Below are 26979 nucleotides of genomic sequence, written 5' to 3'. Positions count from 1 at the left end.
GAGGTCATGTAAATGGTAAAATGTTTTGAAACTGGTGCTTATGTATTAAACGGACGAGAAATTGTCAAAGATGACGCGGAGGCTCAGGCAAAGCTTGCCAGTATGCTGGGTCAATCTGCTGACAAGGAAGCAGCCAAGCAAGGGACTATGGCTTATGGCGTTATTCAGGCCCACAACCATGCTGAGCAGGGTGGCCTGCTGAAGCTGAAATTTGACTCGCTGACAGCCCACGATATTACATACGTTGGCATCATCCAAACTGCAAGAGCCAGCGGCATGGAAAAGTTCCCAATGCCTTTTGTCATGACCAACTGCCATAACAGCCTCTGCGCGGTGGGTGGCACGATCAACGAAGACGACCATAAGTTCGCCTTATCCGCGGCGCAAAAGTATGGCGGTATTTATGTTCCAACCAATCTGGCGGTCATTCACTCTTATAACCGCGAAATGATGGCGAAGCCTGGCAATATGATTCTTGGATCAGACAGCCACACCCGTTACGGCGCCCTTGGCACTATGGCTATTGGCGAAGGCGGCGGCGAGCTTGCGAAGCAGCTCCTTGGCAAAACCTATGACCTCGCGAAGCCGGAAGTCATTGCGGTTTATCTGACAGGCAAGCCTCAGCCAGGTGTTGGCCCTCAGGACGTCGCCCTTCAGATTATTGGCAACGTCTACAACAATGGCTATGTCAAAAACAAAGTCATGGAGTTCATTGGGGATGGTATTCAAAATCTCAGCGTGGACTACAGAAATGGCATTGATGTCATGACCACTGAAACCACTTGCCTCTCTTCCATTTGGGAAACAGATGACCAAGTGAAGGAATACTTCTTGATCCATGGCCGCGAAGGCGACTACAAAACGCTTAAGCCTGAAGCGGTGGCCTATTATGACGGTTTGGTTTATGTAGACCTTTCTGCCATTAAGCCAACTATTGCTATGCCATTCCACCCAAGCAATATCTATACTATTGAAGAGTTTAAAGCCAATGCGGCGGAGATCATAAATTACATTGAGGTAGAAGGCAGAAAGCAGTTTGACGTTCCTAATCTCGACATCAACCTCAGAAGCAAACTCAGAAATGGTGCGTTTATGGTGGACCAGGGCATTATTGCGGGCTGCTCCGGCGGTACCTTTGAGAACCTCACGGATGCAGCGGATATTATGCGCGGCGGGTCTACGGGCAACGGTACGTTTACAATGAGCGTTTATCCGGGCAGCCAGCCTATCAATATTGAGCTCGTCCGAAACGGTGCTATGGAAACCTTCATGAGTGCGGGTGTAATTGTCAGAGAAGCGTTCTGTGGTCCGTGCTTTGGCGCAGGAGACACACCGGCGAATCAGGAATTCTCAATCCGTCATGCGACGCGCAACTTCCCTAACCGCGAAGGCTCAAAGCCTACAGACGGCCAAATCTCCTACGTTGCCCTCATGGATGCCAGATCCATTGCGGCTACAGCGATCAATGGCGGCAAGCTGACTGCGGCGACGGAGATCGATGTAAACTTCACCAGACCTAAATACACCTTCAATAAGAGCATCTATGACTTCAGAGTCTTTAATGGTATTGGCAAGGAAACCCCTGAGACAGAGCTTCTAATGGGACCAAATATCAAGGATTGGCCGGCTATGCCAAATCTCACAGAAGATATTCTCCTCAAGGTGATCACTTACATCACAGACCCTGTAACGACGACGGATGAGCTGATCCCTTCCGGTGAAACCTCTTCTTATCGTTCCAATCCAATCAGACTCGCAGAATTTACGCTCGGAAGAAAAGATCCGCAGTTTGTGCCAAACGCGAAAGTCCTTCAAAAACTGGAAGTGGCAAGAGAGCATGGTGAAAACCCGGTTGAGCTCGACGCGTCCTTAGCTGCAATTTATGATAAAATTAAGTCCATAGATCCGGAAAAAGTGGTTGATCCTAAGGAAATTGGCATAGGCAGCGCAGTGTTCGCCAACATGCCTGGGGACGGATCCGCCAGAGAACAAGCAGCTTCCTGCCAAAAGGTCTTGGGCACCTGGGCGAACTTCGCCAAGCAATATGCCACTAAGCGCTACAGATCCAACCTCATCAACTGGGGCATGCTGCCGTTTGAAGTCAGCGGTGATCCAGTCTTTGACAAGGATGACTACGTCTATATTCCAAATATCCGCAGCGCGGTCCTCAGTGGGCAGCCGGAGATTCCGGCTTACGTCATTGGAGATGAAGTCAAAGCCTTTACAGTCAAACTGGGAAGCCTTTCCAAGGAAGAACGGGAAGTCATTGCGGCAGGCTGCCTGATCAACTACTATAAAGTAAAATAAACCTCAACAAGCATCCAATAATTACTTTTTCAAAGCCTTACAGCGTCACGACGCCTGCATTTTTTGCATACAGCGTGACGCTGTTTCGCCATTTCACCCCTTGTCAACGCTATCCTTCATCTGATCTGACAATTCGTGTTGAAATGAAAGGAGACCCCAAAATGCAACAGATTAAACTGCCTTATGGAAAAGGTCATCAACAGGCAAACCTCTCTGATGAGGTCGAGCTTCAAATCATTGATCCAGAATCCGCGAAAGCTGCCGGGTCTATTGAAGAACTGATTCAGAAAGCCCTGGATTATCCAATAGGCTCCGAGCGACTTGAAAAACTGGCAAAGTTGGAGGATGACGTGGTCATCATTGTCAATGACCACACCCGGCCTGGCCCCAACAAGCAAATTGTCAAGGCGTTGATTGCGCGTCTGGAAATGGCAGGGGTCAAAGACGAGAAGGTCACCTTTGTGGTGGCCACCGGCAGCCACAGGGCAACGACAGAAGCTGAAATTGACGAAATTATTGGTCCTGAAATGAGGAAGCGGTTCAAGGTTCACGTCCATGACTGCCTGGATGAAGCGCAGCTCGTCTATTTGGGCGAAGCGTCACAAGGCATGCCCCTCTTTGTCAACCGCCTGGTCGCTGAGAGCAGTTTTGTGATCACCACGGGCTTGATCGCGCCACACCACTCCGCAGGCTACAGCGGCGGGCGCAAAAGCATTGTCCCTGGCGTTGCGGGGCTGAAGAGTCTCAAAATCCATCATTCATTGCCAATCAGACCTTTTGAGCCAGCTATGGGCTTCATTTATGGCAATCCGTTTCATGAAGCCTCCCTTGAAGCTGCGAAAATGCTGAGTGTTAAATTCATGATCAACGCCGTTCAGGATCCCCACAAGCAAAATATTGCTTTTGTGGCGGGTGAGATTGAACAGGCCCACGCTGAGGGCGTGGCGCTCTGCAAGCAGGCCTGTGAGGTGGAAATTCACGAGCTTGCGGATGTTGTGATCACGAGCCCGGGCGGACACCCCAGGGACATCAATCTCTATCAGGCCCAAAAGGCGCTCTCTGTTGCGGAGCCCCTTGGCAAGCCAAACTGCGTCTATATCCTCCTCGTGGAGGGGACGGACGGGATTGGTGAGGGTGTCTTCAAGGAGTGGATGGTGGAAGCCAAAACCCCTGAGGAGGTCATTCAACGATTTAAGGTCGAGGGTTATAATGTGGGGAGCAACAAAGCCTTCATGTACGCGAGAGCGCTGACGAAGGGCCGGGTCATCATTGTCTCCGACCACATTGACCCTAAGGCTTTGTCAGACATGATGCTGGAGTGGGCCCCTGACCTGCAGACGGCGCTGGACACTGTGATGGCGGAGCGCGAGGTCAGGAAAGTGATCGCGCTGCCAAGGGCGGTCAACATCATACCAAAAGTCGTGCTGTAAGCTTAGGAGCTGGCCCGGTAAATTTCTTGAAAACAATTTTAAAACTGATTTTGCCGATGGTCGGGGAACACCAGTGAGCCCCAAGCGACCATCGGCAAAACGCATTTTTGAGACGTGTTTTGTGTCCGGCCCCAGGATGCGCTATAATGGTCGTGGCAGCAAAATCTACAGCAAGAAGAGGATTTAAGATGGAAAAACTTGAAGCACTGAAGAAAAATTTTGGATATACAGCCTTTCGCACTGGTCAGGAGCGGCTGATCGATCAGATCCTGGCAGGCAGGGATGTCTTGGGCATTATGCCAACTGGGGGCGGCAAGTCCCTGTGTTACCAGCTGCCGGCGCTGATGATGGCAGGCACGGCCATTGTGATTTCGCCGCTGATCTCGCTGATGAAGGATCAGGTGGATGGGCTCGTTGAAAACGGCGTGGCATCTACCTACATCAACAGCTCCCTGTCCGGTGCAGAGCTGGCGTCGCGGCTGGAAGGCCTGAGGCGGGGCGACTACAAGCTCGTCTATGTGGCGCCGGAGAGGCTGAATACCTGGGAGTTCGCAGAGATTGCGAGGGGGCTTGACATCAGTTTGATCGCGGTGGATGAGGCGCACTGCATCAGCCAGTGGGGCCATGACTTCAGGCCGAGTTATAAGGAAATACCGAAATTTATCCAGCGACTGCCCGTCAGGCCTCCGGTGGCGGCGTTTACAGCTACGGCAACGACTTTTGTGAAGGAAGAGATCAAAGTCCTGCTTGAGCTGCAGCGCCCCTTTGAGGTGGCGACGGGCTTTGACAGGCCAAATCTGTATTACAGTGTCGCTAAGCCTCAGAATAAGCTGAAATTTATCCTGGAATATTTGAAAAAGTTTGATTTCGGGGTGGTATCCCATACTGGGGCAAAAGAGACTTCTGGCTCCATGGGGACATCTGATGGGCCCTCGGGGATCATTTTTTGTGCGACGCGAAAAACCGTGGACAGCCTCACCAGAGAGCTTCAGCAGAAGGGCTATCCTGTCGAAGCTTACCATGCGGGCTATGACAGCGCTCAGAGAAAAGCCGTTCAGGAAAACTTCATGTTTGACAGAACGAAAATTATTGTGGCGACGAATGCCTTTGGTATGGGGATTGACAAGCCTGATGTGCGATTTGTGATCCACTACAATATGCCCAAGAATATGGAGGCTTATTATCAGGAAGCCGGCCGCGCGGGAAGGGACGGCGAGGACAGCGACTGTATCCTCATGTATGCCCCTGCGGATGTGGTGCGTCAAAAGCTGTTGATGGCAAGTGCTTCGGTAAATGCTTCGGTAAATGCTTCAGCGGACGACGGCGGCGAAGCATGGACAGAATTTGGAATGGATGGCGCGTCGTTTGATTTGTCATCCGGCATAGACAGGGAGACGCTGATGCACAACAATCTGCAGACCCTTGTAAACTACTGCCACACCCATGAATGCCTCAGGGGAGAGATTCTGGAGTATTTTGGGGAAGCAGCGCCTGCGGAAGGGTGCAGTAAGTGCGGAAACTGTCTGAACACCTCCCAAATGGTAGATATGACGGTAGAGGCGCAAAAGATCTTATCCTGTATCTTCAGAACCAATCAAAGATATGGCTCGGGGACTATTATCAAGGTCCTCAGAGGATCGAAGGACAAGAAAATTATGGAATGGCAGCTGGACAAGCAGTCGACTTATGGTATTATGAGTGCGCATTCTGAGAATCTGATCAAGGAAATTATCATGCACTTGATTGCTCAAGGTTATATTCAGATGACGGGGAGTACTTATCCCATCCTGACGCTTTCGGCAACTTCCAAGCAGCTGCTGAAAGGCGAGACTCAGTTTTTTGTCAAGCAGGACCGGCTGGACGCGACTACAGTTAGTAAGAAAGAAAAGTTGGGCCGCAGCAAGGGCAGCGTGGTCATGACAGAGGCAGCGGGCGGTCTTTACGACCACCTCGTCGCGCTGAGGAAACGCCTGGCGGATGAAAAAGGCCTGCCAGCGTACATTGTCTTTGGCAACGCGACCTTGGTTGAGATGGCGACGCTAAAACCGCAAACCAAGGAAGAAATGCTTGAGGTCAAAGGTGTTGGTGAAAAGAAATACGAAACTTACGGACATCTGTTTTTGGAAGCGATTCGTGGGTTTAGAGGATAAAAAAAGTTTGGTTGGGGACTGTCCCCAACCAAACTTTTTTCTTAATCATTTATTTTCGATTCTTATATTAATACTTAATGAACTTGTCTCCGAAAGCGCCGCAAATGCTGCATTTCTCAGGAACAAACTTTTCAATGTTGCCACAGATTGGGCAGAGATAGTAGAAGACTTCTTCTTCCTGGTCCAGATTCTCAAGGGCCTCCTGATAGAGTCTTGCATGGACTTCTTCTGCCTTCATGGCATAAGTAAAGGAAAGGAGCGCAGCTTTATTGCCTTCAACCTCAGCTTCTTTGATGAAGTCAGGGTACATTTCCTGATACTCATGGGTCTCGCCTGCAACGGCATCCTTGAGGTTTTCAGCTGTGGTTGAAATTTTGCCTGCGACTTCAAAATGCTTGAGCGCGTGGATTGTCTCAGCGTCAGAAGCGGCTTTAAAGAGTTTGGCGGCATTGATTTTACCATCTTTTTCTGCTTTCTTAGCGTAGGAAAGGTACTTTCGGTTTGCTTGAGATTCACCTGCGAAAGCTTCCATGAGATTGTTCAGTGTCTTGTTGTCTGCCATTTTTAAATTACCTCCGCTTTAATTAGATTTAGATTTTATTTAGATCCCGAATACAAAATATGTATTCATTACAAATGTAGATTAAGTATAGCATGCTTTAAGGATTAAACCAACAGATAAGCTTGGTTTTTTTGAAGATTTTCAATCATGGGCAGTGTTGAATAGACAATGAGCGTTCAAAGACGTTGACAGCGCTAATAATTAGCAGTAAGCTATATGCAGATGAACTATATGCACAATGAATGTAGATGAGAATGGAGGCAATGAATTTGACTGAGATGCAGCCTTTGTTTTGCCAGGGAAAGCAGCATAAAATGGAACGCTTTCTGGAAGTCTGCTGCTTGCTTCTTCTGTATGATGAGGTGGGCTATGGTTATGGCTTAATTGAAGACCTTGAATATTTCGGTTTTTCCGCTGAAGAGCTGAATGTTGGAACGCTGTACAGAACCTTGAGAAAGATGGAGAAGGAGGCTTTGGTCACCTCCTCATGGGAAGAAGGCGGCCCAGGTCCTAAACGCAGGGTGTACGAGATTACTGACGCCGGAAAACAAGAGCTGAATCAGTGGATTCATGTTTTGAAAGCGCGAAAAGCAAGGATAGAGAGACTGATAGGGAAATATGAGGAAAAGAGGTGAGCGTCAGTGGCTACAATTATCATGATCTACAGCCTGCTGGCTGTGGGTCTTCTGATATCTTTTTCAAAGAGCAAAGAGAAGACAAAAAAAGCCTTTAAGGTTGCGGGGAAAGCGCTTCTCAAATCAGCGCCAAGTCTACTGGCAGTCCTGGGGATTGTGGGTTTGACCCTTGGCATTTTGACGCCGGAAACGATCAGCAGATTGGTAGGCGCGGAGGCGGGCTTTACAGCAACACTATTGGCAGCGCTTATAGGTGCCGTGACGTTAATCCCGTCTCTCGTGGCATTTCCTTTGGCTGGGTCACTGCTGCGCTCAGGTGCCACCGTCATGACGATTTCCGCATTTATTACAACTTTAGTTATGGTGGGGATCGTGACCGCACCTATGGAAATTAAAGCGCTGGGCAAGAAGTTTACCCTACTCAGGAATGGACTCGGTTTTATCGCTGCTCTAATCATTGCGGGGATTATGGGGGTGGTCTTGAGATGACTGGGATCAAGCACTTTAAAGTACCTCTTGTAATCGCTGTCATTTTCCTGGGCTTGGCAATTTGGCTTCCGCAGACCGCGGCGCGGTCGACTCAGGTGACCTGGGATTATTTCAAAGAGATGGCGTTGATTATGCCGCCGGTCTTTCTGCTGATGGGTTTGATGGAGGTTTGGGTACCGAAGGATAAAATCCAGAAGTGGCTCGGCAGCGGTTCGGGGATACGCGGCGCGGCGCTATCAGTTGCATTGGGGACACTGCCGACTGGCCCTCTGTATGTCGCATTTCCTATGAGCGCTTCACTGATTCGCAAAGGTGCCAGTATAGCCAACATAATCTTGTTTTTGGGGTCCTGGGCAGCACTGAAAATCCCTCAGCTGATGGTGGAGACTAAGTTTCTTGGCATCTCCTTTACGCTGGTCAGGTTTGGGTTGACGCTTGGGGCTCTTGTCCTGATCGGGTTTATCATGGAGACGTTGCTGAGGCTGAAGCCAGACAAGGCGTGGCTTGAGGCGGAGGCAGACGAATCTGAGTTCGAGGGGCCTGACGGGCCTAAGGGAAAATTTTCGTAAATTGAATGGATAGGTTTGTTTTGCCGGTGGGGGTTTGCTGAGACCATCGGCAAAATTTTTTTAGTTTTTGGCTGAGATTTCACAACATTTATCCAATCTTTGCACAAAAATAACACCTATACCGTCATCTTAATACCATGTTTACAGGCTGTGTTTTATGATTAAGCTGGAAGAACAAATAACAGCTTAAGAAAAGCGGGTGAGGGTATGCTGGAGTTTATTTTGACGTTGGGGATGGGCAGTGTTATACTCCTTGGATTTTGGATCATGAAGCGGCTGGATACAGCGCTTTTTGAGCAGGCGGATTTTGCCTGTGCTGGGAATGAATCCGGCAAAAAAGCAAAAGTACTTATTTTTGTGGATGACAATGGGGGAGACTTTGAGGCGGAGATCCATGCGCTTATGCATGAGCTTACCGTCAGTGGAGTCCCTTATGAACGAACGACAAATCCCGGATATCAAAAGCTGGAAACCTTCAGCTGTGTGCTGGCCTTGTCCAGCAAAGACCTGGACAACGTGCTGCTGTGTCACCAGGCAAAGAGGCTGAGACCGGAAATAGGTACAATTGCAAGATGCAGCCGCAATGTCTACCGCGAAATCTTTCATGACCAAGGTGTGGACCGAATTATTTCAAATTTGCCTGGATCTGCGGTACTGAAGGCGTTATTTGAATTGTATGAACCTAAGTACAACTGAATTCTCGAAGTCCACTGTAACTAAAGTTGAGAACAGACAAAATTGCGCTAAGCGGATATACTGTAGCAGGGGGGATAATATGATTGCATTAAAGCAAAGAAAAATCATGAGCTGCGCGGGGAAAACGTTCCTCGTGTTTGTGCTCGCAACCCTTATTTCTCTGGGAATGAACTATTTAGGCATCAGCAAAGAAAGCATTATTATGGTCTTTTTGCTTGGTGTCCTGTTTTCGAGTACGATCACGAGCAGTTTTATATGGGGGATTATAAATTCCTTTGCCAGCCTGTTGGCGTTCAACTATTTTTTTACGGAGCCTCGTTTTACTTTCGTTATGTATCATACGACAGATGTCATTCTGCTGGTGTTTTTTCTCATCACGGCAATTGTTTCCGGTACAATGACCTCAAGGCTTCAAAAACAGATTGAAATTGCTGAAAAGAACGAACGGACCTCCATGGTGCTCTATCAGATCGCGTCGGGTTTTCTGCCAGTCAGTGGAGAGAAAAATATTATACTTCAGGGACTTGCTTTTATAGAGGAATTTATAGGCCAGAAAGCTGTCGTCAAAATCGATCAGACAGGAGCTGTTTATCCCGAACAGGTCTACGCGAAAGGGCTAAAAATTCCAGCCTACAGTTTTCCAATTCAGAGCGCTGCAGGCAATTTGGGTATGATTCAAATTTTTGAGGCAGCGGAGGTTATGGACAAGCAAAACGAACTGATTGCCAAGTCTATAGCCACTCAGCTGGGCATCGCGCTGGATCGTGAAATGCTCTATAATGAGCAGGAAGAGATCAAAATTGCCATGGAGCGGGAGCAGCTTCGTGCAACGCTATTGCGGTCAGTTGCCCATGATTTGAGAAGTCCGCTGACAGCTCTGCTTGGGGCAGGGAATCTTCTGGCAGACAATTATGAGAAGTTAACGGATGAGGAGCGAAAAAAACTCGCCCATGATCTCAGCGAGGAAATTCTTTGGCTGACAAATTTAGTGGAAAATATCCTCAACATGACCAGAATCAATGAATCTGGACTGGTCTTAAAGAAGAATGGCGAAATCATAGATGATGTTGTCAGTGAAGCCATCTCTCATGTAGAACGTCACATCAACGGAAGAAAATTTCATGTGCATTTGCCAGAGAAAGTCGTTATGGTACCCATGGATGGGAAGTTGATCGTTCAGGTGCTGATTAATCTTCTGGAAAATGCTATACGACATACACCGCCTGACAGCGAAATTGCGCTTGAAGTCTTTGAAGGCAGAAAGGTGATCAAGGTGATCGTTTCAGATACGGGCGACGGCATTGACAGCAACATTAAAGACAAGCTCTTCGAAAAATTTGTGACCCTTGAACAAGGCGTCACAGACGGCAAGAGGGGCATTGGACTGGGACTCACAATTTGCAAGGCAATCGTTGAAGCTCATGGCGGGACAATTGTTGCTGAAGCAAACGCGCCCAAAGGAACGCGGCTTATCTTTACGTTGCCGCTGGAGGCATAAGTTATGGTGGATAAAGTTAAAATTCTTATTATTGAGGATGACCAGTATATATCGAATTTTATCAAAGTCTCTCTTCAAAAGAGCAATTATGACGTTTTTGTGTCCACAACGGCGGCAGAGGGGATGTTTTTGTTCTCCTCATATAAGCCTGACATCCTACTCCTGGATTTAGGGCTGCCGGATCAGGATGGGCTCGAGATTATAAAATCCCTCAGGGAAGTTTCAGAGGTGCCCATTCTGGTGGTGTCCGCCAGGGGACAGGAGCTTGAAAAAATTGAGGCCTTGGACCTGGGCGCGAGCGACTACATTTCAAAACCGTTTCATATGGGGGAGCTCATGGCCCGTATAAGGGTGGCTGAGCGGTATTTGTCTCTCGGATCTGGTCCGTCCCTGGGACAGACCAACACCTTTACCTGTGATTATCTGCATGTGGATTTTGAAAAACGGCTGGTTGAAATTGACGGCGAGGAGATTCATTTGACCCCCATTGAATATAAGCTCCTGCTGCTTTTGATCGCGAACAGGGGCAAGGTGCTGACACACAATTATATTGTCAAAAAGATTTGGGGCTATGAGAATGAGAGTGATACGAATAGCGTGCGGGTCTTTATGGCGAATTTGAGGAGAAAAATTGAGAAGGACTCCGCCAAGCACCGGTTTATTATGACCGAGGTGGGCGTGGGGTACAGGTTTTCTGATGAATAAGGGATGAAGGATTTAGCCGATGGTTTTTGGAACTGGAGACCATCGGCTAAATTTTTTTGAAAGGAAGCACCGTGAAAAGTGCTGAATTACAGGGGTGTAAACCGTGGCAGTCTACTTACACCCGAGGAAAATATGGTATATTATTGAATGAGCGACATCTGACAAGTGGAGGGACAACATGAATAAAAAGGATATTGCAGCATTCAAACGACAGCTCAAAGAGGACGGCAAAGTGGAGATTAAGCAGCTGGCCCGGGTCTTTGCTATGGGGGAATCCCGGGAGATCATCTACCATGAGTCGGGCTCATTCGCCGCGTGCGACGAGTCCGAGCAGGAACTCTATTTTTCAAACTTTAAAAAGCTGCTGACAGGGGCAATGGACTCGAAGATTTTTGAGCTCCCCTTCAATACAATTCCGGTGGCGGATACCCTTGGCCAGAGTTTTTTGTATGAGATGCTGACAGAGGACACTTTGGCGGGCTTTGAGGGTAAAGCGGTGCAGATCATGGAAAAGATCATTGCCAGCAGCCCTTATGAGGGAGACTTGGTGGCAAATTTTATCAAGGCGGAATACATGAAGCCCCAAAGGCGGGACGCGCCTTACGGTGAAGAGGATTACAGCGGTGCGGACGAGACTTCATTTAAGATGAAGTTTATTCTATGCAGTGTCAACAAAATAGAGAGCAGTGAAAAATCAGTGCGGTTTGATTACCGGGACCGGCGCTTTATGGTGAATCACGATTTGAATGCCGTGCTCAATCTCAATGCGCCGCTGGAAGGGTTTATGTTTCCTTCCATAGTGGACGACGCGGTGGACGTCAACAAGGTGATTTACTGCACGGCTAAGGCGGAGCAGCTCAATGTGGGCCTGATCGATGGGGTGCTGAATGCAGGCTACACCCGGACGGCGAAAGAGGAGAAGGAACAGTTCGACACCCTGATCAAAGTTATGGTGGGGGACAGGGCCCGACCGGAAGTGGTTAAAAATATTTACGAGTCCGTGGACATGGCTGTTCTTGAGCAGGCCGAGGAAGAGGTGCCTGTCGTTGAGCTTGAAGCGCTGGAACGGGTGCTGAAGGTCAACGGGGTGGATACCAGCCGTTTTGCGGAGGTGGCCGGTGAAATAGCGGGTGAGGACAAGCATTTTAAACCTGGCAATGTCGTGCCGGGCTTTCGGAAAAAGTCCATCAAGATTTCGACGGCTGCGGCGGATATTGCCATCAGCCCGGAATACCTGGATGTGCTGCGGCAGGTGGTGGACCGGCAGGGGCGGAAGTGTCTGCTGATCCAGGTGGATGAGGATATTGAGATCAATGGGATCAAGCTGGAGGTTGAGGTGCTGTAATGGCGCTGGAGGGGCCCGGGGAGGTCCTGATGAGCCCTGAAAAGTTTTGAGAGGTTCTTTAGTGGGACAGGGATTGAAAGGGATTTGCAGGGATTGACAGGGATTGCTGTGGAGGGCGACGCGGATGAGTCAAATTTTCCAAAATCATGAATGGATCAAGATTACCGGAGCCCGAGAGGGCAATTTGAACCATCTGTCTGTTGATATTCCCAGAAACGCCCTGGTGGTTTTAACAGGCTTGTCGGGGTCCGGGAAATCCACACTGGCTATAGAGACGCTGTACCAGGAATGTCAGCGGCAGTACCTTGAGGCGATTGGCTATCAGGGGATTCAAAAGCCCAAGGTCGATGCCATCACCAACCTGTCGCCGGCTGTTCGCATTACCCAAAGCACCTATAACCGAAATCCCCGTTCCACGGTGGGGACGGTGACGGATATTTACACGGAGCTGCGCATGGTTTACGAGAAGTTGAGCAAGCGTCAGTGCCCCAGCTGTGAGGCGTTGATCAAGTCTTCAGACTGCAGGGAAGAGCTGGTCACGACGGACGACAGCTTTGTGGTCTATATGTACTGCGATCGCTGTGGGCACAAAATGGAGAAGCTGACGCGTTCCCACTTCTCAGCGAATACCCGGGAGGGTGCCTGTGAGGTGTGTCATGGTCTGGGTGAAGTCCTTGAGATTTCGCTGGATCGCGTTATCAACCCGTCTTTGTCTCTTGAAGAGGGTGCGGTGGATTTTTGGGATCACGCCTTCAAGGAATATCAGATTTCCTCAGTGAATAAGGCATTTGAATTTTTTGGCCTTGAGTTGACGGCTGGAAGGCCCGTCGCGGCGTACAGCGAGGGACAGCTGGCTTTGCTGCTTTATGGTGCGGAGAGTGCTGAAGTTCGCGGGCTGTTTCCGGATCAGCCCTTGCCAAAGAAGGTATCAGAGGGCCGTTTTGAGGGTGTTTTGACCACGCTGTGGCGGAGGCTTTCCGAAAAAGGCGGTCTCACGGAGGCATTGTCACCCTATTTTCATTCGGCTGTTTGTACGGCATGTCGCGGAGAAAAGCTTTCTCTATTGGGAAGAACCGCCACGGTACTGGAGACACGGCTGCCTGAGCTGTCGGTGCTGTCTCTCGAAGCGCTCCGCGACTGGCTGAGACGTCTTGAGCCGTCGCTGAGCGGACGTGAACTGGCGCTGGTGGCGCCTTATATCAGGGATCTTGACGCTAAGCTGCGGCGTATTGTCAATGTAGGCCTGGGGTACCTTTCGCTGGACCGCCAGACCATGACCTTGTCCGGCGGGGAAGGTCAGCGGATCAAGCTGGCGGCGGTGCTGGATTCTACCATGACGGGGCTGATCTACATTATGGATGAGCCAACTATAGGCCTCCACCCCAAGGATACGGCGGGCATTTTGAATGTGCTGAAGGCCCTCAGGAACCTCGGCAACACGGTGCTTGTCATTGAGCATGATCCGGAGGTAATCCGGGCGGCGGATTACATTATAGATTTGGGTCCCGGATCCGGCAGGCATGGGGGCGAGGTCGTGGGGACAGGGACTTATGAGGCGCTCCTGGAACAGCCGGATTCTGTCACGGGTCGCTATCTCAAACGGCCGCGGCCGTTTCTTGGCGCTTCCGTACGAAAGCCGGCGGGTCAGTTTTCGGTGCGGGACGCGTCCCGTTTCAACCTCAAGCACCTGGAGGTGCGCTTCCCGGCGGGGTGTCTCACTTGTGTGACTGGGGTTTCGGGCTCTGGCAAGTCGACGCTGGTGTTTGAAGAGCTGGCAGATCGTGTCATGAGTGCTGCCAATGGCAGCAGCGGTGCCAGCACCGTCATTGATACCGGTGATGGTGCCAGTGCCGGAGTTGATCCCAGCGGTGCTGCCGGGTTCAACAGCAGTATTTTCGACGACGTCATCACCGTTGAGCAAGCTGTGATTTCCCGGATGAAGCGTTCCAACGTGGCGACTTATTCTGGCTTATATTCTGAGGTTCGAAAGATTTTTGGCGGATTGTCAGAGGCTAAAGTCCTGGGTCTTGACGCAAAGCATTTTTCCTTCAATACCAAGGGCGGCCGGTGTGAACACTGTGAGGGCCTGGGTTATGTAGAGAGCAACCTGCTGTTTTTTGAGAATATAGATGTGGTCTGTCCGGTGTGCGGGGGAAATCAGTTCAATGATGAGGTTCTGTCTGTGGCGTACCAGGGACATTCCATCAAGGGCGTGCTGAAGCTGACGGTGGATGAAGCCATGGTGCTCTTTCGGGATAAGAACAAGCTGATGAAGCATTTGAAGCTTCTGAAGGATGTGGGCCTGGGGTATTTGGAGCTGGGTCAGACCCTCACGACATTATCCGGTGGTGAGGCCCAGCGGCTCAAGCTGGCAAAGTCGTTGACCTCCAGCGAGGGCAGGCACAGTCTCTATCTCATTGATGAGCCGACTACAGGGCTTCACCCCCTGGATGTGGAGAATTTCCTGGTGCTGCTGAACCGGATGGTGGATGCCGGGAATACGGTGATTGTCGTCGAGCATAATCTTCAGGTCATAGGCGCCTCTGACTGGGTCATTGACCTCGGCCCCCTTGGCGGCGATCAGGGCGGCTGGATTGTAGCGGAAGGCACGCCCCGTGAGGTGGCGCTAAATCCAAAGTCTTATACGGGACAGTATTTAAGACAGGCCTTTGATCTTGGTGATGACGTGTGAAAGTTGACGCGTGAAAATTGACGCGTCAAAGGTGACGTTCAAAAGGTGACGTTCAAAAGGGGAAATAACTACAAATGGAAAAGACAACCCAAATAGAGAAACCTGCTCAAATGGATGGAACAGGTAAAACTGAAAGGATCACCAGCAACATCAAGGATACCGCGCTGATTTTTGAAGGCGGCGGCATGCGGGGCAGCTATACGGCTGGTTTTCTGGTGAATTTGCTGGAAAACCACATCTATATGGACTATGTCGCCGGGATCTCCGCCGGCGCCAGTCACAGCGTCAACTATCTCTCCAGGGATATTGAGCGGGCTAAGCGCTCCTTTGTGGACCTTGTCCTCGATCCTGAGTTTGGCGGCTGGAAGTCGTTTTTCAGGGGTCAAGGTTTTTTCAGGGCGGATTACATTTATGAGCAGACCCCGGTTGATGGTGGTGCTTTGCCCTTTGACTTTGAGACCTTCACAAAAAATGAAGCACAGCTGCGGATTGGCGCTTTCAACAGAGACAAGGGTGAGTTTGTCGTCTTCAGGAAAGAGGATATCCATGAGATGCGGGATCTCATGAAAATTGTCAGAGCTTCGTCTTCCATGCCAATTTTCATGCCGCCTACCCATTACGACGGACAAGTGCTGGTGGATGGGGGCATAGGGCCTGGCGGCGGCATAGCGCTGGATATAGCGAAGCGGGATGGCATGAAAAAGTTCTTTGTGGTGCTCACCCGGGAAAAGGGTTACATTAAAAGCCCACCGAAGTATGGCGGCTTTGTTAAAGCCTACTACAGAAAATATCCTGAGGTTGTCGAGGCTATGGTTCAGCGCCACGCTACTTATAATCAGACGCTCGAAGAGCTTCAGCAGCTGGAATCCGAGGGGAAGGCTTATCTGGTTTATCCAGAAGTCATGCCAATCTCCAGCCGGGAGACGGACTACAAAAAGCTCGCAGGCAGCTATTTGCTGGGCTACGCTCAGGGTAAGCGGGACATTGAAAAGTGGAAGGCGTTTTTAGAGGTGGAATAGCTACAGGTCACGTCAGGAGGTGTCAGGCACCGCCTGCCTCTTGCTTAGGGAAAAGGCGCCTGGCAAATTTTCCATCGGCATTTTTAATTAAAAAAGGACTGTGAAATGATCGTCCCATAACCTTGGGGGCGCCAGTTCACAGTCCTTTTTTGTTTTATTAGCCGGGGCCATCAAAAATCCACGGCTTGTCCCAGTCCCTTCCTGATGGCTTCGGTATAGAGAAGCTGTGCCACTTTTAAGTCCAAAAGGCCCATACCTACGGACTTGAAAAAAGTAGTCTCTCCCTTTTGGGGAGGCTTTGGCCGATGGTCCTGGTGCTCACCCCTGGCCTGCATCCCATTCAGCAAATCGCCTACATATCTGACCTGTTCCGTTTTAAGCAGACCTTCTTCAATAGGCTGTGCCAGGTCGCCGCTTTCCTCGCAGGCATAAGGCATCTCCGTATAGACGTGATCTACGAGTTGCCAAATTGCCGGCGGAAACTCTCTCATGTCGGGCTTGTAGGAACCAATGCCAATAAAGTGCTTCCCTTTGAGGAGCGCCGGATCATCCGGTATCACGGGGTGACTGGCATTGGTGGTCGTGATGACTATGTCACTCTGGCGCACCAGTGCCGCCGCTGAGTCGCAGATGTGAAAGGCCGGATGGGGCTGATCGCTGCCCATAGCTGTTTTGAGGTCTGAAATGTAAGTGCCGTAGTCCTTTGGCGAATGGTTGTAGAGATAGACATCACGAATATCCCTCGATGCCGTGGCATAGAGGATTTGGTAGAAAGACTGGGAACCAATGCCTATAACACCTAAACTGTGACTGTCCTCTGAGGTGAACAGCCGGACCCCAACGCCGCCTACAGCACCGGTTCGGAGTACAGTAAGATAAGATCCGTCCATAATGGAGAGAATTTTGCCTGTTTCTCCGTCACTGAGCAGCATGAGTCCATCAATGTATTTCAGGCCTTTTTTGGGGTTGCCGGGAAAGATCGTCAGATATTTTGTGCCCAGGACATCCTTTTGAAAGCTGGGCATATAAATCAGTGTATTGTCCTCATGGGTTACGGAAATGCGGTGCGGCATGAAAAAGTCGCCACTGGCGTAGATTCTGTAGGCGTCTTCAACCTGATCCATGACCTGGGGTAATGAAATGGCGCTGCGCATAGCTTTTTCGTTCAAAAATAGCATGGGAACCACCTTTCTGTGAGCAGCTTGCGATTTTGGAATACGTGCCATCCGCTCGCATATGGGAGGGGCTGGGAATAACAGTTGTGTCAATTCAAAGATAACATTATTCTGAAGATGGCGTCAATTGGATGGTGGGAAGTGGTGTGTGGTGCGGGGACCATCGGCTAATAGCACTGAAATAGATTAAAAATGCTGTATAATGGTATAAATATAGCGAGAGATCAATAATTCAACGCTCTCAAAAAAGGGGGCAATGAACCAAAGGCGGATCTGGACGCTTAGTCTTTGGGGAGCTGGCAGCGTAACCGACCTTCAGGGTCGGTTTTATGCTGGATGGGGAACCAATCCAGACGCCCGAACGTCAAATATCAAATAGGAGGTGAGCACTATGAATGCATTCACGCGTTCAATCTCAAAAGTTTTCAAAGGCGCATTTGGCGCGTTTCAGGCTTACCCAGCCTCCATTGCCAGCGCGGTGGGCTTCGCCATAGTCACCATGGTCCGCATCCAGCTGGACTGGCCGGAGCAGGAGGCGTATAATTTTCTTTTCAACTGTCTGCACCTGGCCTTTGCTGTAGGGGCAATTTTCAGCCTTATGACCGTCACTGCAGCCAGGAGTAAATACAACACGGAGAAGGCCTTCCTGGCAGCGAATCTGCTTGGCGCGGCTGCCGTGGTTGTGACCTTCCTGCTGCTGTACTTCTTTGGAGGCAGCGCGCCGGACCGCTTCGCGGACATGATTGTCAGAGTGTCCGGTCTTTCCGCAGCAAGAGTCACTGTGGTGATTTTTATCAGCTTGATGGGCTTCATTGTTTTAGCGTCAAAACCAGAGGAACAGTCTGATTTCTCAAGGGCGCTCCTGATGACCCATAAAGCGTTTTTCATTGCAGCGATCTATGGGGCCGTCATGATGTCCGGTACGTCAGCGGTGGCTGGCGCAATTCAGGCCCTGCTTTACAGGCAGATGAGCTACAAGGTTTACCAGTACCTTGGCACATTGGTGGGCTTCCTGACCTTCACCATTTTCGTGGGCTACTTTCCGGACTTTAGGAAAGGTGCTGTGGATGAACGCAGGGAGACGCTACAAAAGCAGCCACGCTTTATTGAAGTTCTATTCGAATTTATCATGATTCCTATCGCACTGGCCCTGACGGTGGTGCTGCTGCTGTGGACCGGAAAAACACTGATGGCGGGCCAAGGTGCTTCCTTCATGCAGCTGTCTGGAATCGCCACCAGTTATGCTGTGGGCGGTACCTGGCTTCACATCATGGTCACTCATAACACCTCAAGCCTCGCGAAATTCTACCGGAAAGTCTATCCATTCGCGGCGCTCCTCATCCTGGCCTTTGAGGCTTGGGCTTTGATTGTACAACTTGGCCGCTATGGCATGAAGACAGCGGAATACGCCTTCCTGCTGGTTTGGATTGTGGCTGTGGCCGCGGCGGTGCTTTTGATCCTTAAAAAAGAAAAGGCGCATGTGCTCATTGTTGCTTTGATTTGCGGCGCGGCGGTGCTCTCGGTTTTACCTGTGATGGGTTACCACAGCGTCCCGGTCAGAGCACAGCTGAGCCGCCTTGAGGGACTGCTGGTCAGTGAAAATTTACTGCAAGAGGATCAGCTGGTGCCTGCGGCTCAGGAGCCAGAGCGACCGGTCCGCGAAGCTATTACTGATGCGGTCACTTACCTGGCCTATGTTGAAGGTGCCAAGCTTCCTGTCTGGTTTGACGAGAAGCTTGCTCAACCGGCACAGTTTAAAGCTCAGTTAGGCTTTGAACAAATCTGGCCAGAGCCTGAAGACATTTATGGTGATTATCCTCAAGAAGTTATGAATGTCGCTCTGATGCTGGAGAATGGCGCTTTTGAAATTGAGGACTACCGCTGGGCCATCAGACTTCAAAACTATGAGGGCAAATATGGCGGAGCGGCGACCACCGAGGTGGAGGGCGAACGCGGCACCTACGAGATAGACTGGATTACAGATCAGATGAGCGGCATGCCTACTTTAGAAATCCGGTTGAATGATCAGATCATTCTGGAGGAAAGCATGAGAGGCTATTTTGACCGCATCTCTGAAAGCTACGACTTGGGTCAACGCAATTACAATGAAGCGACCTTTGAAGAGATGAGCCATAAGCTGGAGTCAGATGAGGTTGAAGTGCTGCTGGTATTCGAAAATGTTGACTTCAGTGTCAATGTTAAGGAGGACGCTATGCGGTACTGGATCAACCTGGATGTTTTGTATATGAGAGAGAAATAGCCGAAATAGCAGGAATTTAAGAGAATATGTATTCGCAGTCAAAGGGAAATGGGCGCCGGCGCCACAGGTCTTTGTAAGCTGGCCCCATTTCCTTTGTATTCAAAAGAAAAGGTGTGTTGAAAATGTCTTCCATTAACAGAAACGAAATAAAAATAGGCTCAAAAGTGAAGGTCGTTCAGAAGCAAGATCAGCGCAGCGGGGCGCTGACAGAAGGAGTTGTCATGCGGATTCTTACAAAATCCCCGGTACACCCCCATGGCATAAAAGTGATGCTGGAAAATGGTGTTGTCGGACGTGTCAAGGAAGTCCTTTAGCGGTATAATATTACTCGGTGAACTATACTAGATAAAACGGAGGCAACTATGATAAATCAGCAACTTTATGACACTATCTTTAAGAGAAAATCCGTACGGAAATACGATATGAACCCTCTGTCAGAGACAATCCTCAATGAGGTGAAAGCCTTTGCCAATTCCGCTTTGCCCTTAGTGCCGGAGCTCAAGTACACCTACACTTACCTCAGCGCCGGAGACATCAAAAATCTGCTTCCTATCAAGGCGCCCCATTATCTGTGTCTCTATTCTGAGACTAAGGATCATTACTTGATGAACGCCGGGTATCTTCTTCAGCAGATCGATCTTTTCCTTTCGGAGCGGGGTCTGGGCAGCTGCTGGCTGGGCATGGCCAAACCGAATAAGCAAGTGGTGGCCCAGCAGGACGGGCTGGAATTTGTTATCATGCTGGCTTTTGGTATGCCGGCGGAACCGGTTCACAGAACGTCGGTCGGAGAATTCAAAAGGAAGCCTGTGGAGGCCATCACGCGTATGGGGGGTGAGGTGCCTGAGCTGCTTGAAGCGGTGAGGCTGGCGCCCTCTGCGTCCAACTCCCAGCCGTGGATTGTGGGCGGGACACCATCGGCCATAACCGTCAGCAGGGAGAAGCTCAATCTCATTCGAGGGGCGCTATATAACAAGATGAACCAGATTGACATTGGGATTGCGCTGCTGCATCTTGAGCTGGCCATTCGGCGTCAGGGCGGGCAGCCGGTCTATGATTTTGCGGCGGCGGATGGCACCACGGGCGGCGAATTCATGGCGAAGGTTGAAGTCAAGCCAATTGACGAGTGAACGCAAAGCATGGTAAGATGCTAAAAAACGAAAAAGGTGCGATCCTCATGAAAAACTTTTTAAGCCAGCTGGCCCTTGGGCTCGAGCCGTATGTGCCGGGTGAGCAGCCAAAGGACAGAAAGTATGTGAAGCTGAACACGAATGAGAACCCATATCCGCCTTCTGAGAAGGTCGAAGCAGCCATTCACGGCGTTGCCATGGACCAGCTGAGGCTTTACCCGGATCCTGAGTCGACGGATCTGCGGGTGACTATTGCGGATTATTTCAACGGCCTCGTGGATTGTGAGTCGGCACTTCTCACCGCGAACAATGTATTTATGGGCAATGGCTCGGATGAGATCTTAGCCTTTGTATTCCCTGCGTTTTTTACCGGCCGCTACATTGTGTTTCCAAATATCACTTACAGTTTTTATCCGGTTTACGCGAACCTGTTCCAGACGGAGTACCGTGAGATTCCGCTTCTTGAGGACTTTTCCGTACGCGTAGAGGACTATTTGAATCTGGCCAGTAAAGGCGATCTGGGTGCGGATGGTATCCTCATCCCCAACCCCAACGCACCCACCGGCCGCGCCCTGTCCAAAGCTGAGATCGAGCAGATTGTGGCCTCCAACCCTGAAATTGTGGTGGCTGTGGATGAGGCCTACATTGACTTTGGTGGCGAATCTGTCGTGGACCTCGTTCCAAAGTATGACAACCTGCTTGTTATACACACTTTATCCAAATCAAGGTCGCTGGCAGGCCTGAGGGTGGGTTTCGCGATAGGCAGTGACATCCTGATTGATGGACTCAACCGGGTCAAGAACTCTTTCAACTCCTACACCATGGACCGCATTGCCATGGCAGGGGCGAAAGCGGCGATCCTGGATCACGACCATTTTAATGAGAACCGAAATAAGATCATTGCCACTCGGGAACGGGTTGTCGGGCGGCTTGAGGCTATGGGCTTTTCAGTAGTGCCTTCAAAGGCCAACTTCATCTTTATCAGTCACGAAACGAAACCGGCGGCTGAGCTGTTCTACGGTCTTAGAGAGCTTGGAATCCTGGTGCGGTATTTCAAAAAGCCGCTGATCGACAACCACCTGCGTGTCTCTATTGGTACGGACGAGGAGATGGATCAGTTTTTGAAGGCATTGGCGTCGCTGATTTAAAAATTTTCAGGGCGGCCCAGTCCCCAACCGGCGTTGTTCGGTCGGGCCCAGTCCCGCACCATAAGTCCCTGTCCCTCACCGAAAAATAAATTCAATTTATTTTAAAATAAAGTTTGACATGTTGGCGTATGGGTGGTATCATAAGGTGTTGCTTAAATGAAGAGCAAATGATTTGACTTATGGTTTTAGAATGGATGTACCAGTTATGGTTCCTCTGATTTTAAAAGTCTCTGTTATTTTCATTGCAAAGGTTTAAGACTAAAAAATTAGGAGGTACCTATTATGAATGGTACAGTAAAATGGTTTAACGCAGACAAAGGCTTCGGCTTTATCACAGATGAGAATGGCAAAGACGTCTTTGCTCACTACTCACAAATCAATGCTACTGGTTTCAGAGCATTGGAAGAAGGCCAAAACGTAACGTTTGACGTTGCTCAAGGTCAAAAAGGCCCACAAGCTGAAAACATCGAAATCGTAAGATAAGAATTGTGGATCAGATCCCCCGTGTCATATGGCATGGGGGATTTTTTAGTTTTTGGATCACAGATTGCCGCTGGTCTAATTCGTGTGTTAAAATTGAAATAAGATCCGCATGACAACTGTGAATTCCACGGTATAGAACACTTGGTTCGAGCAGTTCCACCATTCTACGAGCCTGGATCCAATAATAACACATGGAGGGTTTTCTATGGCAAAAAAAGAGGTCACCATTGCGCTGATTGGCGGAGGCTACGGCGCTGTCCTTCACCTGAACGGCTACAGGAAAATCCATGGCGTGGACGTGCGCCTCAAGACTCTGGTCGACGTGGACCTGGAAAAAGCAACAGCACTTAAAGAGAAATACGGCATTGAACAGGTGATTTCTGATTACAGGGAAGCGATCAACGATCCTGAAATCGACATTATTGACATTGTCACCCCGCCGGCGCTGCATCCGAAAATGGTTTATGATGCCATGAACGCCGGAAAGCACGTGATCTGCGAAAAGCCTTTCACCGGTTATTTTGGTGAGGCAGGGGATCCGGCGCTCATAGGCAAAAATGTATCCAAAAGGAAAATGTTTGAAGCGGTCTGCAGGGAGCTGGATAAAGCCAGAGAAATTGTTGAAGCCAGTGGCAAGTATTTCATGTATGCTGAAAACTTTGTCTACGCGCCAAACATCCGCAAGGCGGCGGAGTTCATAACCACCAAGGGCAGCCGCATCCTGTTCATGAAGGGAGAGGCAAGCCTGAAGGGGTCAAGCTCTCCCGTGGCGGGGCAGTGGGATAAGACCGGCGGCGGCCCTCTCATGCGCAACGCGATCCACCCTCTGACGGGCATGCTCTGGCTCAAGAAAACGGAAGCGGCTTCGAAGGGTGAGGACATGCGCGTGGTCAGCGTCACGGCGGATGCCGGCTATGTGGTGCCCCGGCTGACTGAGGAGGAACGGCGCCATCTGAGTGCCAATCCGATGGATGTTGAGGACAGCATCACCGTCACGCTGACTTTTTCTGACGGCACCAAGGCGCTGGTCATAGGCACAGACACCTATCTTGGCGGGACAAAGACCTATATAGATGTCTATGCGAATGATGCCACCTTCAACTGCAATGTCGCGCCAACGGACTATTTCCAGACCTATTTCCTGGATGAAGAAAAGATTGAGGAGATCTACCTGGCAGAGATGATCCCAAACAAGCTGGGGTGGAACCGTTCCTTCGTGTCGGATGAGGTCCTGCGGGGCTACACGGATGAGCTGCAGGACTTTATCGAATGTGTGGCCTTTGACCGAAAGCCGGTCAGTGACTATGAGCTGGCGGCAGAGTGCGTTAAGCTGGTTTATGCCGCGTACCTTTCAGCAGAGGAAGGTCGGCGGATTGATCTTTAGGCGCTTGCGGTGGGAAAGGGGAACCACCGGCATTCAATTATATTTTTGCCGATGGTCTTTTGGCCCTGCCAACAGTTATAAAACGGCGCCAGGCTCCTTCTCTCCACTTGTTTACCGGCCCTCAAAGTTGGTAAATATTAAAAAGGTGATCTTATGGACAAAAATAGAATTGAGAATGAAAAAAGAGTCGTCAGGAAAATGATCGAGATTTTCTGCAGGGGACACTGTGTGACGTCTTCCAAAATAGGGTAAGATATGAGGGTAAAAGTCAACAACGCACAAGGAGGCGACGGCCATGCCCTTAAAATTTGTCAGAAACGACATCACCAAAATGAACGTGGACGCCATAGTTAATGCAGCCAACACCAAGCTTCAAATGGGCGGCGGCGTCTGTGGCGCCATTTTTGAGGCAGCGGGCGCCAGGTTGCTTCAGGTGGAATGCAACCAAATAGGTGGTTGTGAGGTTGGAGATGCAGTAATCACCAAGGGCTACCAGTTGCCAGCAAAATACGTGATCCACGCCGTTGGCCCCATTTGGCAGGGCGGCGGCAACAATGAAGAAGCGCTCCTGAAAAGCTGCTATAGCAGCGCCATGACGCTTGCGGTGGAGCATGGCCTCAGTTCCATTGCCTTTCCGCTGATTTCCTCTGGGATCTACGGCTATCCCAAGGATGAGGCCCTCAGGGTCGCTGTAACGGCCATCAGTGAATTTCTGATGAAGCACGAGCTCGAGGTTTACCTTGTGATGTTTGATAAAAAGGCGTTTGTCTTGAGTCAGAAGCTGGTGGCGTCCATTGATCAGTATATTGACGACCATTATGTGGATGAGCGCATGGTCAGTGAACGGCACCGGGGGCTTGAGCACTATGAGGTGGAGGAGCTGGAGTCTGCCAATCGACCGTCGGCCAGGGTCAGCAGGGATATGTCTCTCGACGAGCGGCTCAGTCGCTTGGATGAAAGTTTCTCAGCCATGCTCCTGCGGCTGATCGACGAAAAGGGCATGACGGACGTGGAGGCCTACAAGCGTGCCAACATTGACCGGCGGCTGTTTTCAAAGATCCGCAGCAACCCGGACTACAATCCCAGCAAGGCTACGGCAATCGCATTTGCCATTGCCCTGGGACTAAACCTGAGAGAGACCCGGGAGTTGCTGGGCAAAGCGGGGTACACTTTGAGCCGCAGCAGCCGGTTCGACTTGATTGTCGCTTACTTTATCGAGCTTGAGGTCTACGACATCTTCAAAATCAACGAAGTGCTGTTCGCTTATGATCAATCTCTTCTCGGTGCGTAATTGTCGCCTTCGAAGCGACCTTTTGGCCTCCCAGAGCTGGTATGCTTAAAGCAACCAAATGAAGGGAGGCTTTTATCATGAAAGCTATGGATCAGTCCACAGAGGAAGCCAGAACCGGGAACGGCCTTACGGAGCTTGTGTTTATACTGGACCGCAGCGGGTCCATGTCAGGGCTTGAGAGCGACACTATAGGCGGGTATAACGCCATGATTGAGAAGCAAAAGCAGCTGGCGGGCGAGGCCGTGGTCACCACCGTGCTCTTCGACGACCATTACGAGCTGCTCCACGACAGGATCTCTCTGAAGGGGATCAGACCCATTACGGACCGTGAATATTATGTGCGGGGAACGACAGCGCTGCTGGACGCCATTGGAAAGTCAATTCAGAAGCTGATCAATGTCCACAGGCATACTGCCGAGGCGGCGCGTGCAGACAAGGTTCTGTTCGTCATCACCACGGACGGTATGGAAAACGCCAGCAGGGAATACACTTATAAGAAGATCCACGACATGATCAGTCACCAGAAGGCGCGCTATGGTTGGGAATTCATTTTCCTGGGAGCCAATATTGACGCCATTGAGACAGCGGCGAAGTTTGGCATTGACGCGGACCGCGCAGCGAACTACCATGCGGATGAGGCTGGAACCGAGCTGAACTTCAAGTCCGTCAATGAAGCGGTATTCTCCATGCGTTCGAATGGCACGCTTTCACCAAACTGGAAGGCAGATATTGACGAGGATTATGAACGGCGTGGCGGCAAGCGCAGGAAGTAGGGTGCAGGAAGTAGGGTGCAGGAAGTTAAACGTTCAGCGTACTGTGACGCGCTGAGAAGACGGTGACAGTTCGCCGTCTTCTTTTTTGTGAATAATTCGTTTTTGGGTTTCAAGTTTTGTCAATGAGGGGATGAATAGAGTGGTAAAGCTTTTGCCGATGGTGGTGAACACCACATCATCAGATCAGCATTACAATCAAATAACACCCCAGGAGGATTCCCATGAAAGCTGTCGGTGAAACCAAAATGTCAGAGCCGCATACCCTCATAGACGACTATATCTCTCAATTCGAACCGGACATTCAGAGGCTGCTGAGAGAGATTCGAAGCGTCATTCAAGCAGCAGCGCCAGAGGCTGAAGAGGCTATCAGCTACCAGATGCCCACTTATGTCTATCACGGCAATCTCGTTCATTTTGCCGCGTTTAAAAATCACATTGGCTTTTATCCCGCGCCCAGCGGGATTGAGGCTTTCAAAGAGGAAATTGCGAAATACAAATGGGCCAAAGGCTCGGTTCAGTTTCCCCTGGATCAGCCCATACCGCTGGATTTAATCCGGCGGATTGTGCTGTTCAGAGTGGCCGAGAACCGAAGGCTGGCAGAGGACAAAAAGCAAAAAAGAAACGGTCTGGTATTAAGAACAAGAGCTGAATGCTATGCGACAGGAGCTGATGGGAACCGTATGACCCCTTTTACTGAACGCGTCGTGAACCTCATAAAGTCCATTCCCGCGGGGAAAGTGGCGACATACGGTCAGATCGCCCTGATGGCCGGAAGTCCCCGAGGTGCCCGTCAAGTTGCCAGAATACTGCACGCCATGAGCGCGAGCCACGGGCTGCCTTGGCACAGGGTCATCAACGCCCAGGGGCGGATTGCCCTCAGTGCGCCGGAGGCCTTTGCACTCCAAAAGGGACTGCTTGAAGCGGAAGGGATTCAGGTGGATGACGCAGGCTGCGTGGATTTGTCGACCTATAGGTGGCTTGGATAAGGGTTTTTAAATGGGATATGCTGGTGGTTCAAGGGACCATCGGCATATTTTTTGGCTCTAAGTCAATAGTTGGGGTGGGGATTCTTTGAATCCCTGCTCCTTTAATGTTTAGAGGGTATTTTAGTAATCGATTGTCAACGAACGAATTATGGGCATGACAAAAAGGCCAGCAGTGTAAAACAGCCAGTTAAATCTACCTGCACATGTGAAGAATTCTGTTTCTGAATCTCATAAAGTTTCTCACGCCATAACTGA

Annotated in this window: 23 protein-coding genes; 21 read left to right on the top strand and 2 right to left on the bottom strand. The window is 50.2% G+C overall.

Annotated elements, in window-relative coordinates; genetic code table 11:
- The first annotated feature begins 12 nt into the window (after positions 1–12).
- The 3 genes from BLP63_RS14900 to BLP63_RS14890 all read left to right on the top strand — a co-directional run bounded on the left by BLP63_RS14900 (position 13) and on the right by BLP63_RS14890 (position 5887).
- Complete coding sequence (locus BLP63_RS14900) at positions 13–2307, top strand: hydratase (RefSeq protein ID WP_092592963.1); 2295 nt, start codon at positions 13–15, stop codon at positions 2305–2307.
- Between the two features lie 161 nt (positions 2308–2468).
- Positions 2469–3737, top strand: a complete 1269-nt coding sequence (locus BLP63_RS14895; protein ID WP_092592961.1) for a nickel-dependent lactate racemase family protein — start codon at positions 2469–2471, stop codon at positions 3735–3737.
- A 188-nt stretch (positions 3738–3925) separates the two neighbouring features.
- A complete protein-coding gene (locus BLP63_RS14890; protein ID WP_092592959.1) occupies positions 3926–5887 on the top strand; it encodes a RecQ family ATP-dependent DNA helicase in 1962 nt (653 codons plus the stop codon).
- Between the two features lie 67 nt (positions 5888–5954).
- On the opposite strand, the gene BLP63_RS14885 is transcribed toward BLP63_RS14890, so the two are convergent.
- On the bottom strand, positions 5955–6449 hold the full coding sequence (locus BLP63_RS14885) for a rubrerythrin family protein (RefSeq protein ID WP_092592957.1): 495 nt from the start codon (positions 6447–6449) through the stop codon (positions 5955–5957).
- A 278-nt stretch (positions 6450–6727) separates the two neighbouring features.
- Here BLP63_RS14885 and BLP63_RS14880 point away from each other — a divergent pair, with 278 nt between their 5' ends.
- The 9 genes from BLP63_RS14880 to BLP63_RS14840 all read left to right on the top strand — a co-directional run bounded on the left by BLP63_RS14880 (position 6728) and on the right by BLP63_RS14840 (position 16097).
- Positions 6728–7084 carry a PadR family transcriptional regulator gene (locus BLP63_RS14880; RefSeq protein ID WP_242870937.1) on the top strand — a complete coding sequence of 119 codons (357 nt, stop codon included), beginning with the start codon at positions 6728–6730 and terminating at the stop codon, positions 7082–7084.
- Positions 7085–7090: 6 nt separating this feature from the next.
- Positions 7091–7573 (top strand): permease, encoded by a 483-nt coding sequence (locus BLP63_RS14875; RefSeq protein ID WP_242870934.1) that lies wholly within the window; start codon positions 7091–7093, stop codon positions 7571–7573.
- Entirely contained in the window at positions 7570–8142 is a 573-nt protein-coding gene (locus BLP63_RS14870) for a permease (RefSeq protein WP_092592953.1), read from the top strand. The genes BLP63_RS14875 and BLP63_RS14870 overlap by 4 nt, the downstream gene beginning before the upstream one ends.
- A 207-nt stretch (positions 8143–8349) precedes the next feature.
- Positions 8350–8838, top strand: a complete 489-nt coding sequence (locus tag BLP63_RS14865; RefSeq protein ID WP_092592951.1) for an NAD-binding protein — start codon at positions 8350–8352, stop codon at positions 8836–8838.
- A gap of 79 nt (positions 8839–8917) precedes the next feature.
- Positions 8918–10336 (top strand): sensor histidine kinase, encoded by a 1419-nt coding sequence (locus BLP63_RS14860; protein WP_092592949.1) that lies wholly within the window; start codon positions 8918–8920, stop codon positions 10334–10336.
- Positions 10337–10339: 3 nt separating this feature from the next.
- Positions 10340–11041, top strand: coding sequence for a response regulator (locus BLP63_RS14855; RefSeq protein WP_092592947.1), 702 nt, complete (start codon positions 10340–10342; stop codon positions 11039–11041).
- A gap of 178 nt (positions 11042–11219) precedes the next feature.
- Positions 11220–12386 carry a DUF4317 family protein gene (locus tag BLP63_RS14850; RefSeq protein WP_092592945.1) on the top strand — a complete coding sequence of 389 codons (1167 nt, stop codon included), beginning with the start codon at positions 11220–11222 and terminating at the stop codon, positions 12384–12386.
- A 124-nt stretch (positions 12387–12510) separates the two neighbouring features.
- Positions 12511–15078, top strand: coding sequence for an excinuclease ABC subunit UvrA (locus BLP63_RS14845; RefSeq protein ID WP_092592943.1), 2568 nt, complete (start codon positions 12511–12513; stop codon positions 15076–15078).
- Positions 15079–15152: 74 nt separating this feature from the next.
- A complete protein-coding gene (locus BLP63_RS14840; RefSeq protein WP_242870933.1) occupies positions 15153–16097 on the top strand; it encodes a patatin-like phospholipase family protein in 945 nt (314 codons plus the stop codon).
- 170 nt (positions 16098–16267) lie between these two features.
- On the opposite strand, the gene BLP63_RS14835 is transcribed toward BLP63_RS14840, so the two are convergent.
- Positions 16268–17275: an ornithine cyclodeaminase family protein gene (locus tag BLP63_RS14835; protein ID WP_092592941.1), complete on the bottom strand. Its 1008-nt coding sequence runs from the start codon at positions 17273–17275 to the stop codon at positions 16268–16270.
- A gap of 388 nt (positions 17276–17663) precedes the next feature.
- Here BLP63_RS14835 and BLP63_RS14830 point away from each other — a divergent pair, with 388 nt between their 5' ends.
- The 9 genes from BLP63_RS14830 to BLP63_RS17290 all read left to right on the top strand — a co-directional run bounded on the left by BLP63_RS14830 (position 17664) and on the right by BLP63_RS17290 (position 26724).
- On the top strand, positions 17664–19532 hold the full coding sequence (locus tag BLP63_RS14830; RefSeq protein ID WP_092592939.1) for a DUF4153 domain-containing protein: 1869 nt from the start codon (positions 17664–17666) through the stop codon (positions 19530–19532).
- A gap of 122 nt (positions 19533–19654) precedes the next feature.
- Positions 19655–19846 (top strand): YwbE family protein, encoded by a 192-nt coding sequence (locus tag BLP63_RS14825; RefSeq protein WP_092592937.1) that lies wholly within the window; start codon positions 19655–19657, stop codon positions 19844–19846.
- Positions 19847–19894: 48 nt separating this feature from the next.
- A complete protein-coding gene (locus BLP63_RS14820; protein ID WP_092592935.1) occupies positions 19895–20659 on the top strand; it encodes a nitroreductase family protein in 765 nt (254 codons plus the stop codon).
- Positions 20660–20706: 47 nt separating this feature from the next.
- Positions 20707–21807 carry a histidinol-phosphate transaminase gene (gene hisC, locus BLP63_RS14815; RefSeq protein WP_092592985.1) on the top strand — a complete coding sequence of 367 codons (1101 nt, stop codon included), beginning with the start codon at positions 20707–20709 and terminating at the stop codon, positions 21805–21807.
- A 282-nt stretch (positions 21808–22089) separates the two neighbouring features.
- Positions 22090–22290 (top strand): cold-shock protein, encoded by a 201-nt coding sequence (locus BLP63_RS14810; RefSeq protein WP_092592933.1) that lies wholly within the window; start codon positions 22090–22092, stop codon positions 22288–22290.
- A gap of 205 nt (positions 22291–22495) precedes the next feature.
- A complete protein-coding gene (locus tag BLP63_RS14805; protein ID WP_092592931.1) occupies positions 22496–23674 on the top strand; it encodes a Gfo/Idh/MocA family protein in 1179 nt (392 codons plus the stop codon).
- A 295-nt stretch (positions 23675–23969) separates the two neighbouring features.
- Positions 23970–24965 (top strand): macro domain-containing protein, encoded by a 996-nt coding sequence (locus tag BLP63_RS14800; protein ID WP_092592929.1) that lies wholly within the window; start codon positions 23970–23972, stop codon positions 24963–24965.
- 77 nt (positions 24966–25042) lie between these two features.
- Positions 25043–25738, top strand: coding sequence for a vWA domain-containing protein (locus tag BLP63_RS14795; protein ID WP_242870932.1), 696 nt, complete (start codon positions 25043–25045; stop codon positions 25736–25738).
- A 221-nt stretch (positions 25739–25959) separates the two neighbouring features.
- Complete coding sequence (locus BLP63_RS17290; protein WP_092592927.1) at positions 25960–26724, top strand: MGMT family protein; 765 nt, start codon at positions 25960–25962, stop codon at positions 26722–26724.
- The last annotated feature ends 255 nt before the right edge of the window (positions 26725–26979 follow it).

The sequence above is a fragment of the Acidaminobacter hydrogenoformans DSM 2784 genome (assembly GCF_900103005.1).
GTDB lineage: Bacteria > Bacillota > Clostridia > Peptostreptococcales > Acidaminobacteraceae > Acidaminobacter > Acidaminobacter hydrogenoformans.
The sequence above is the reverse complement of the archived record's forward strand: the minus strand, read 5'-3'. Positions and strand labels throughout refer to the sequence as shown.

Excerpts from the sequence above, each read along its gene's own strand:
- BLP63_RS14900 (WP_092592963.1), top strand. The coding sequence starts at position 13 with ATGGTAAAATGTTTTGAAACTGGTGCTTATGTATTAAACGGACGAGAA.
- BLP63_RS14895 (WP_092592961.1), top strand. The coding sequence starts at position 2,469 with ATGCAACAGATTAAACTGCCTTATGGAAAAGGTCATCAACAGGCAAAC.
- BLP63_RS14890 (WP_092592959.1), top strand. The coding sequence starts at position 3,926 with ATGGAAAAACTTGAAGCACTGAAGAAAAATTTTGGATATACAGCCTTT.
- BLP63_RS14885 (WP_092592957.1), bottom strand. The coding sequence starts at position 6,449 with ATGGCAGACAACAAGACACTGAACAATCTCATGGAAGCTTTCGCAGGT.
- BLP63_RS14880 (WP_242870937.1), top strand. The coding sequence starts at position 6,728 with ATGCAGCCTTTGTTTTGCCAGGGAAAGCAGCATAAAATGGAACGCTTT.
- BLP63_RS14870 (WP_092592953.1), top strand. The coding sequence starts at position 7,570 with ATGACTGGGATCAAGCACTTTAAAGTACCTCTTGTAATCGCTGTCATT.
- BLP63_RS14865 (WP_092592951.1), top strand. The coding sequence starts at position 8,350 with ATGCTGGAGTTTATTTTGACGTTGGGGATGGGCAGTGTTATACTCCTT.
- BLP63_RS14860 (WP_092592949.1), top strand. The coding sequence starts at position 8,918 with ATGATTGCATTAAAGCAAAGAAAAATCATGAGCTGCGCGGGGAAAACG.
- BLP63_RS14855 (WP_092592947.1), top strand. The coding sequence starts at position 10,340 with ATGGTGGATAAAGTTAAAATTCTTATTATTGAGGATGACCAGTATATA.
- BLP63_RS14850 (WP_092592945.1), top strand. The coding sequence starts at position 11,220 with ATGAATAAAAAGGATATTGCAGCATTCAAACGACAGCTCAAAGAGGAC.
- BLP63_RS14845 (WP_092592943.1), top strand. The coding sequence starts at position 12,511 with ATGAGTCAAATTTTCCAAAATCATGAATGGATCAAGATTACCGGAGCC.
- BLP63_RS14840 (WP_242870933.1), top strand. The coding sequence starts at position 15,153 with ATGGAAAAGACAACCCAAATAGAGAAACCTGCTCAAATGGATGGAACA.
- BLP63_RS14835 (WP_092592941.1), bottom strand. The coding sequence starts at position 17,275 with ATGCTATTTTTGAACGAAAAAGCTATGCGCAGCGCCATTTCATTACCC.
- BLP63_RS14830 (WP_092592939.1), top strand. The coding sequence starts at position 17,664 with ATGAATGCATTCACGCGTTCAATCTCAAAAGTTTTCAAAGGCGCATTT.
- BLP63_RS14825 (WP_092592937.1), top strand. The coding sequence starts at position 19,655 with ATGTCTTCCATTAACAGAAACGAAATAAAAATAGGCTCAAAAGTGAAG.
- BLP63_RS14820 (WP_092592935.1), top strand. The coding sequence starts at position 19,895 with ATGATAAATCAGCAACTTTATGACACTATCTTTAAGAGAAAATCCGTA.
- hisC (WP_092592985.1), top strand. The coding sequence starts at position 20,707 with ATGAAAAACTTTTTAAGCCAGCTGGCCCTTGGGCTCGAGCCGTATGTG.
- BLP63_RS14810 (WP_092592933.1), top strand. The coding sequence starts at position 22,090 with ATGAATGGTACAGTAAAATGGTTTAACGCAGACAAAGGCTTCGGCTTT.
- BLP63_RS14805 (WP_092592931.1), top strand. The coding sequence starts at position 22,496 with ATGGCAAAAAAAGAGGTCACCATTGCGCTGATTGGCGGAGGCTACGGC.
- BLP63_RS14800 (WP_092592929.1), top strand. The coding sequence starts at position 23,970 with ATGCCCTTAAAATTTGTCAGAAACGACATCACCAAAATGAACGTGGAC.
- BLP63_RS14795 (WP_242870932.1), top strand. The coding sequence starts at position 25,043 with ATGAAAGCTATGGATCAGTCCACAGAGGAAGCCAGAACCGGGAACGGC.
- BLP63_RS17290 (WP_092592927.1), top strand. The coding sequence starts at position 25,960 with ATGAAAGCTGTCGGTGAAACCAAAATGTCAGAGCCGCATACCCTCATA.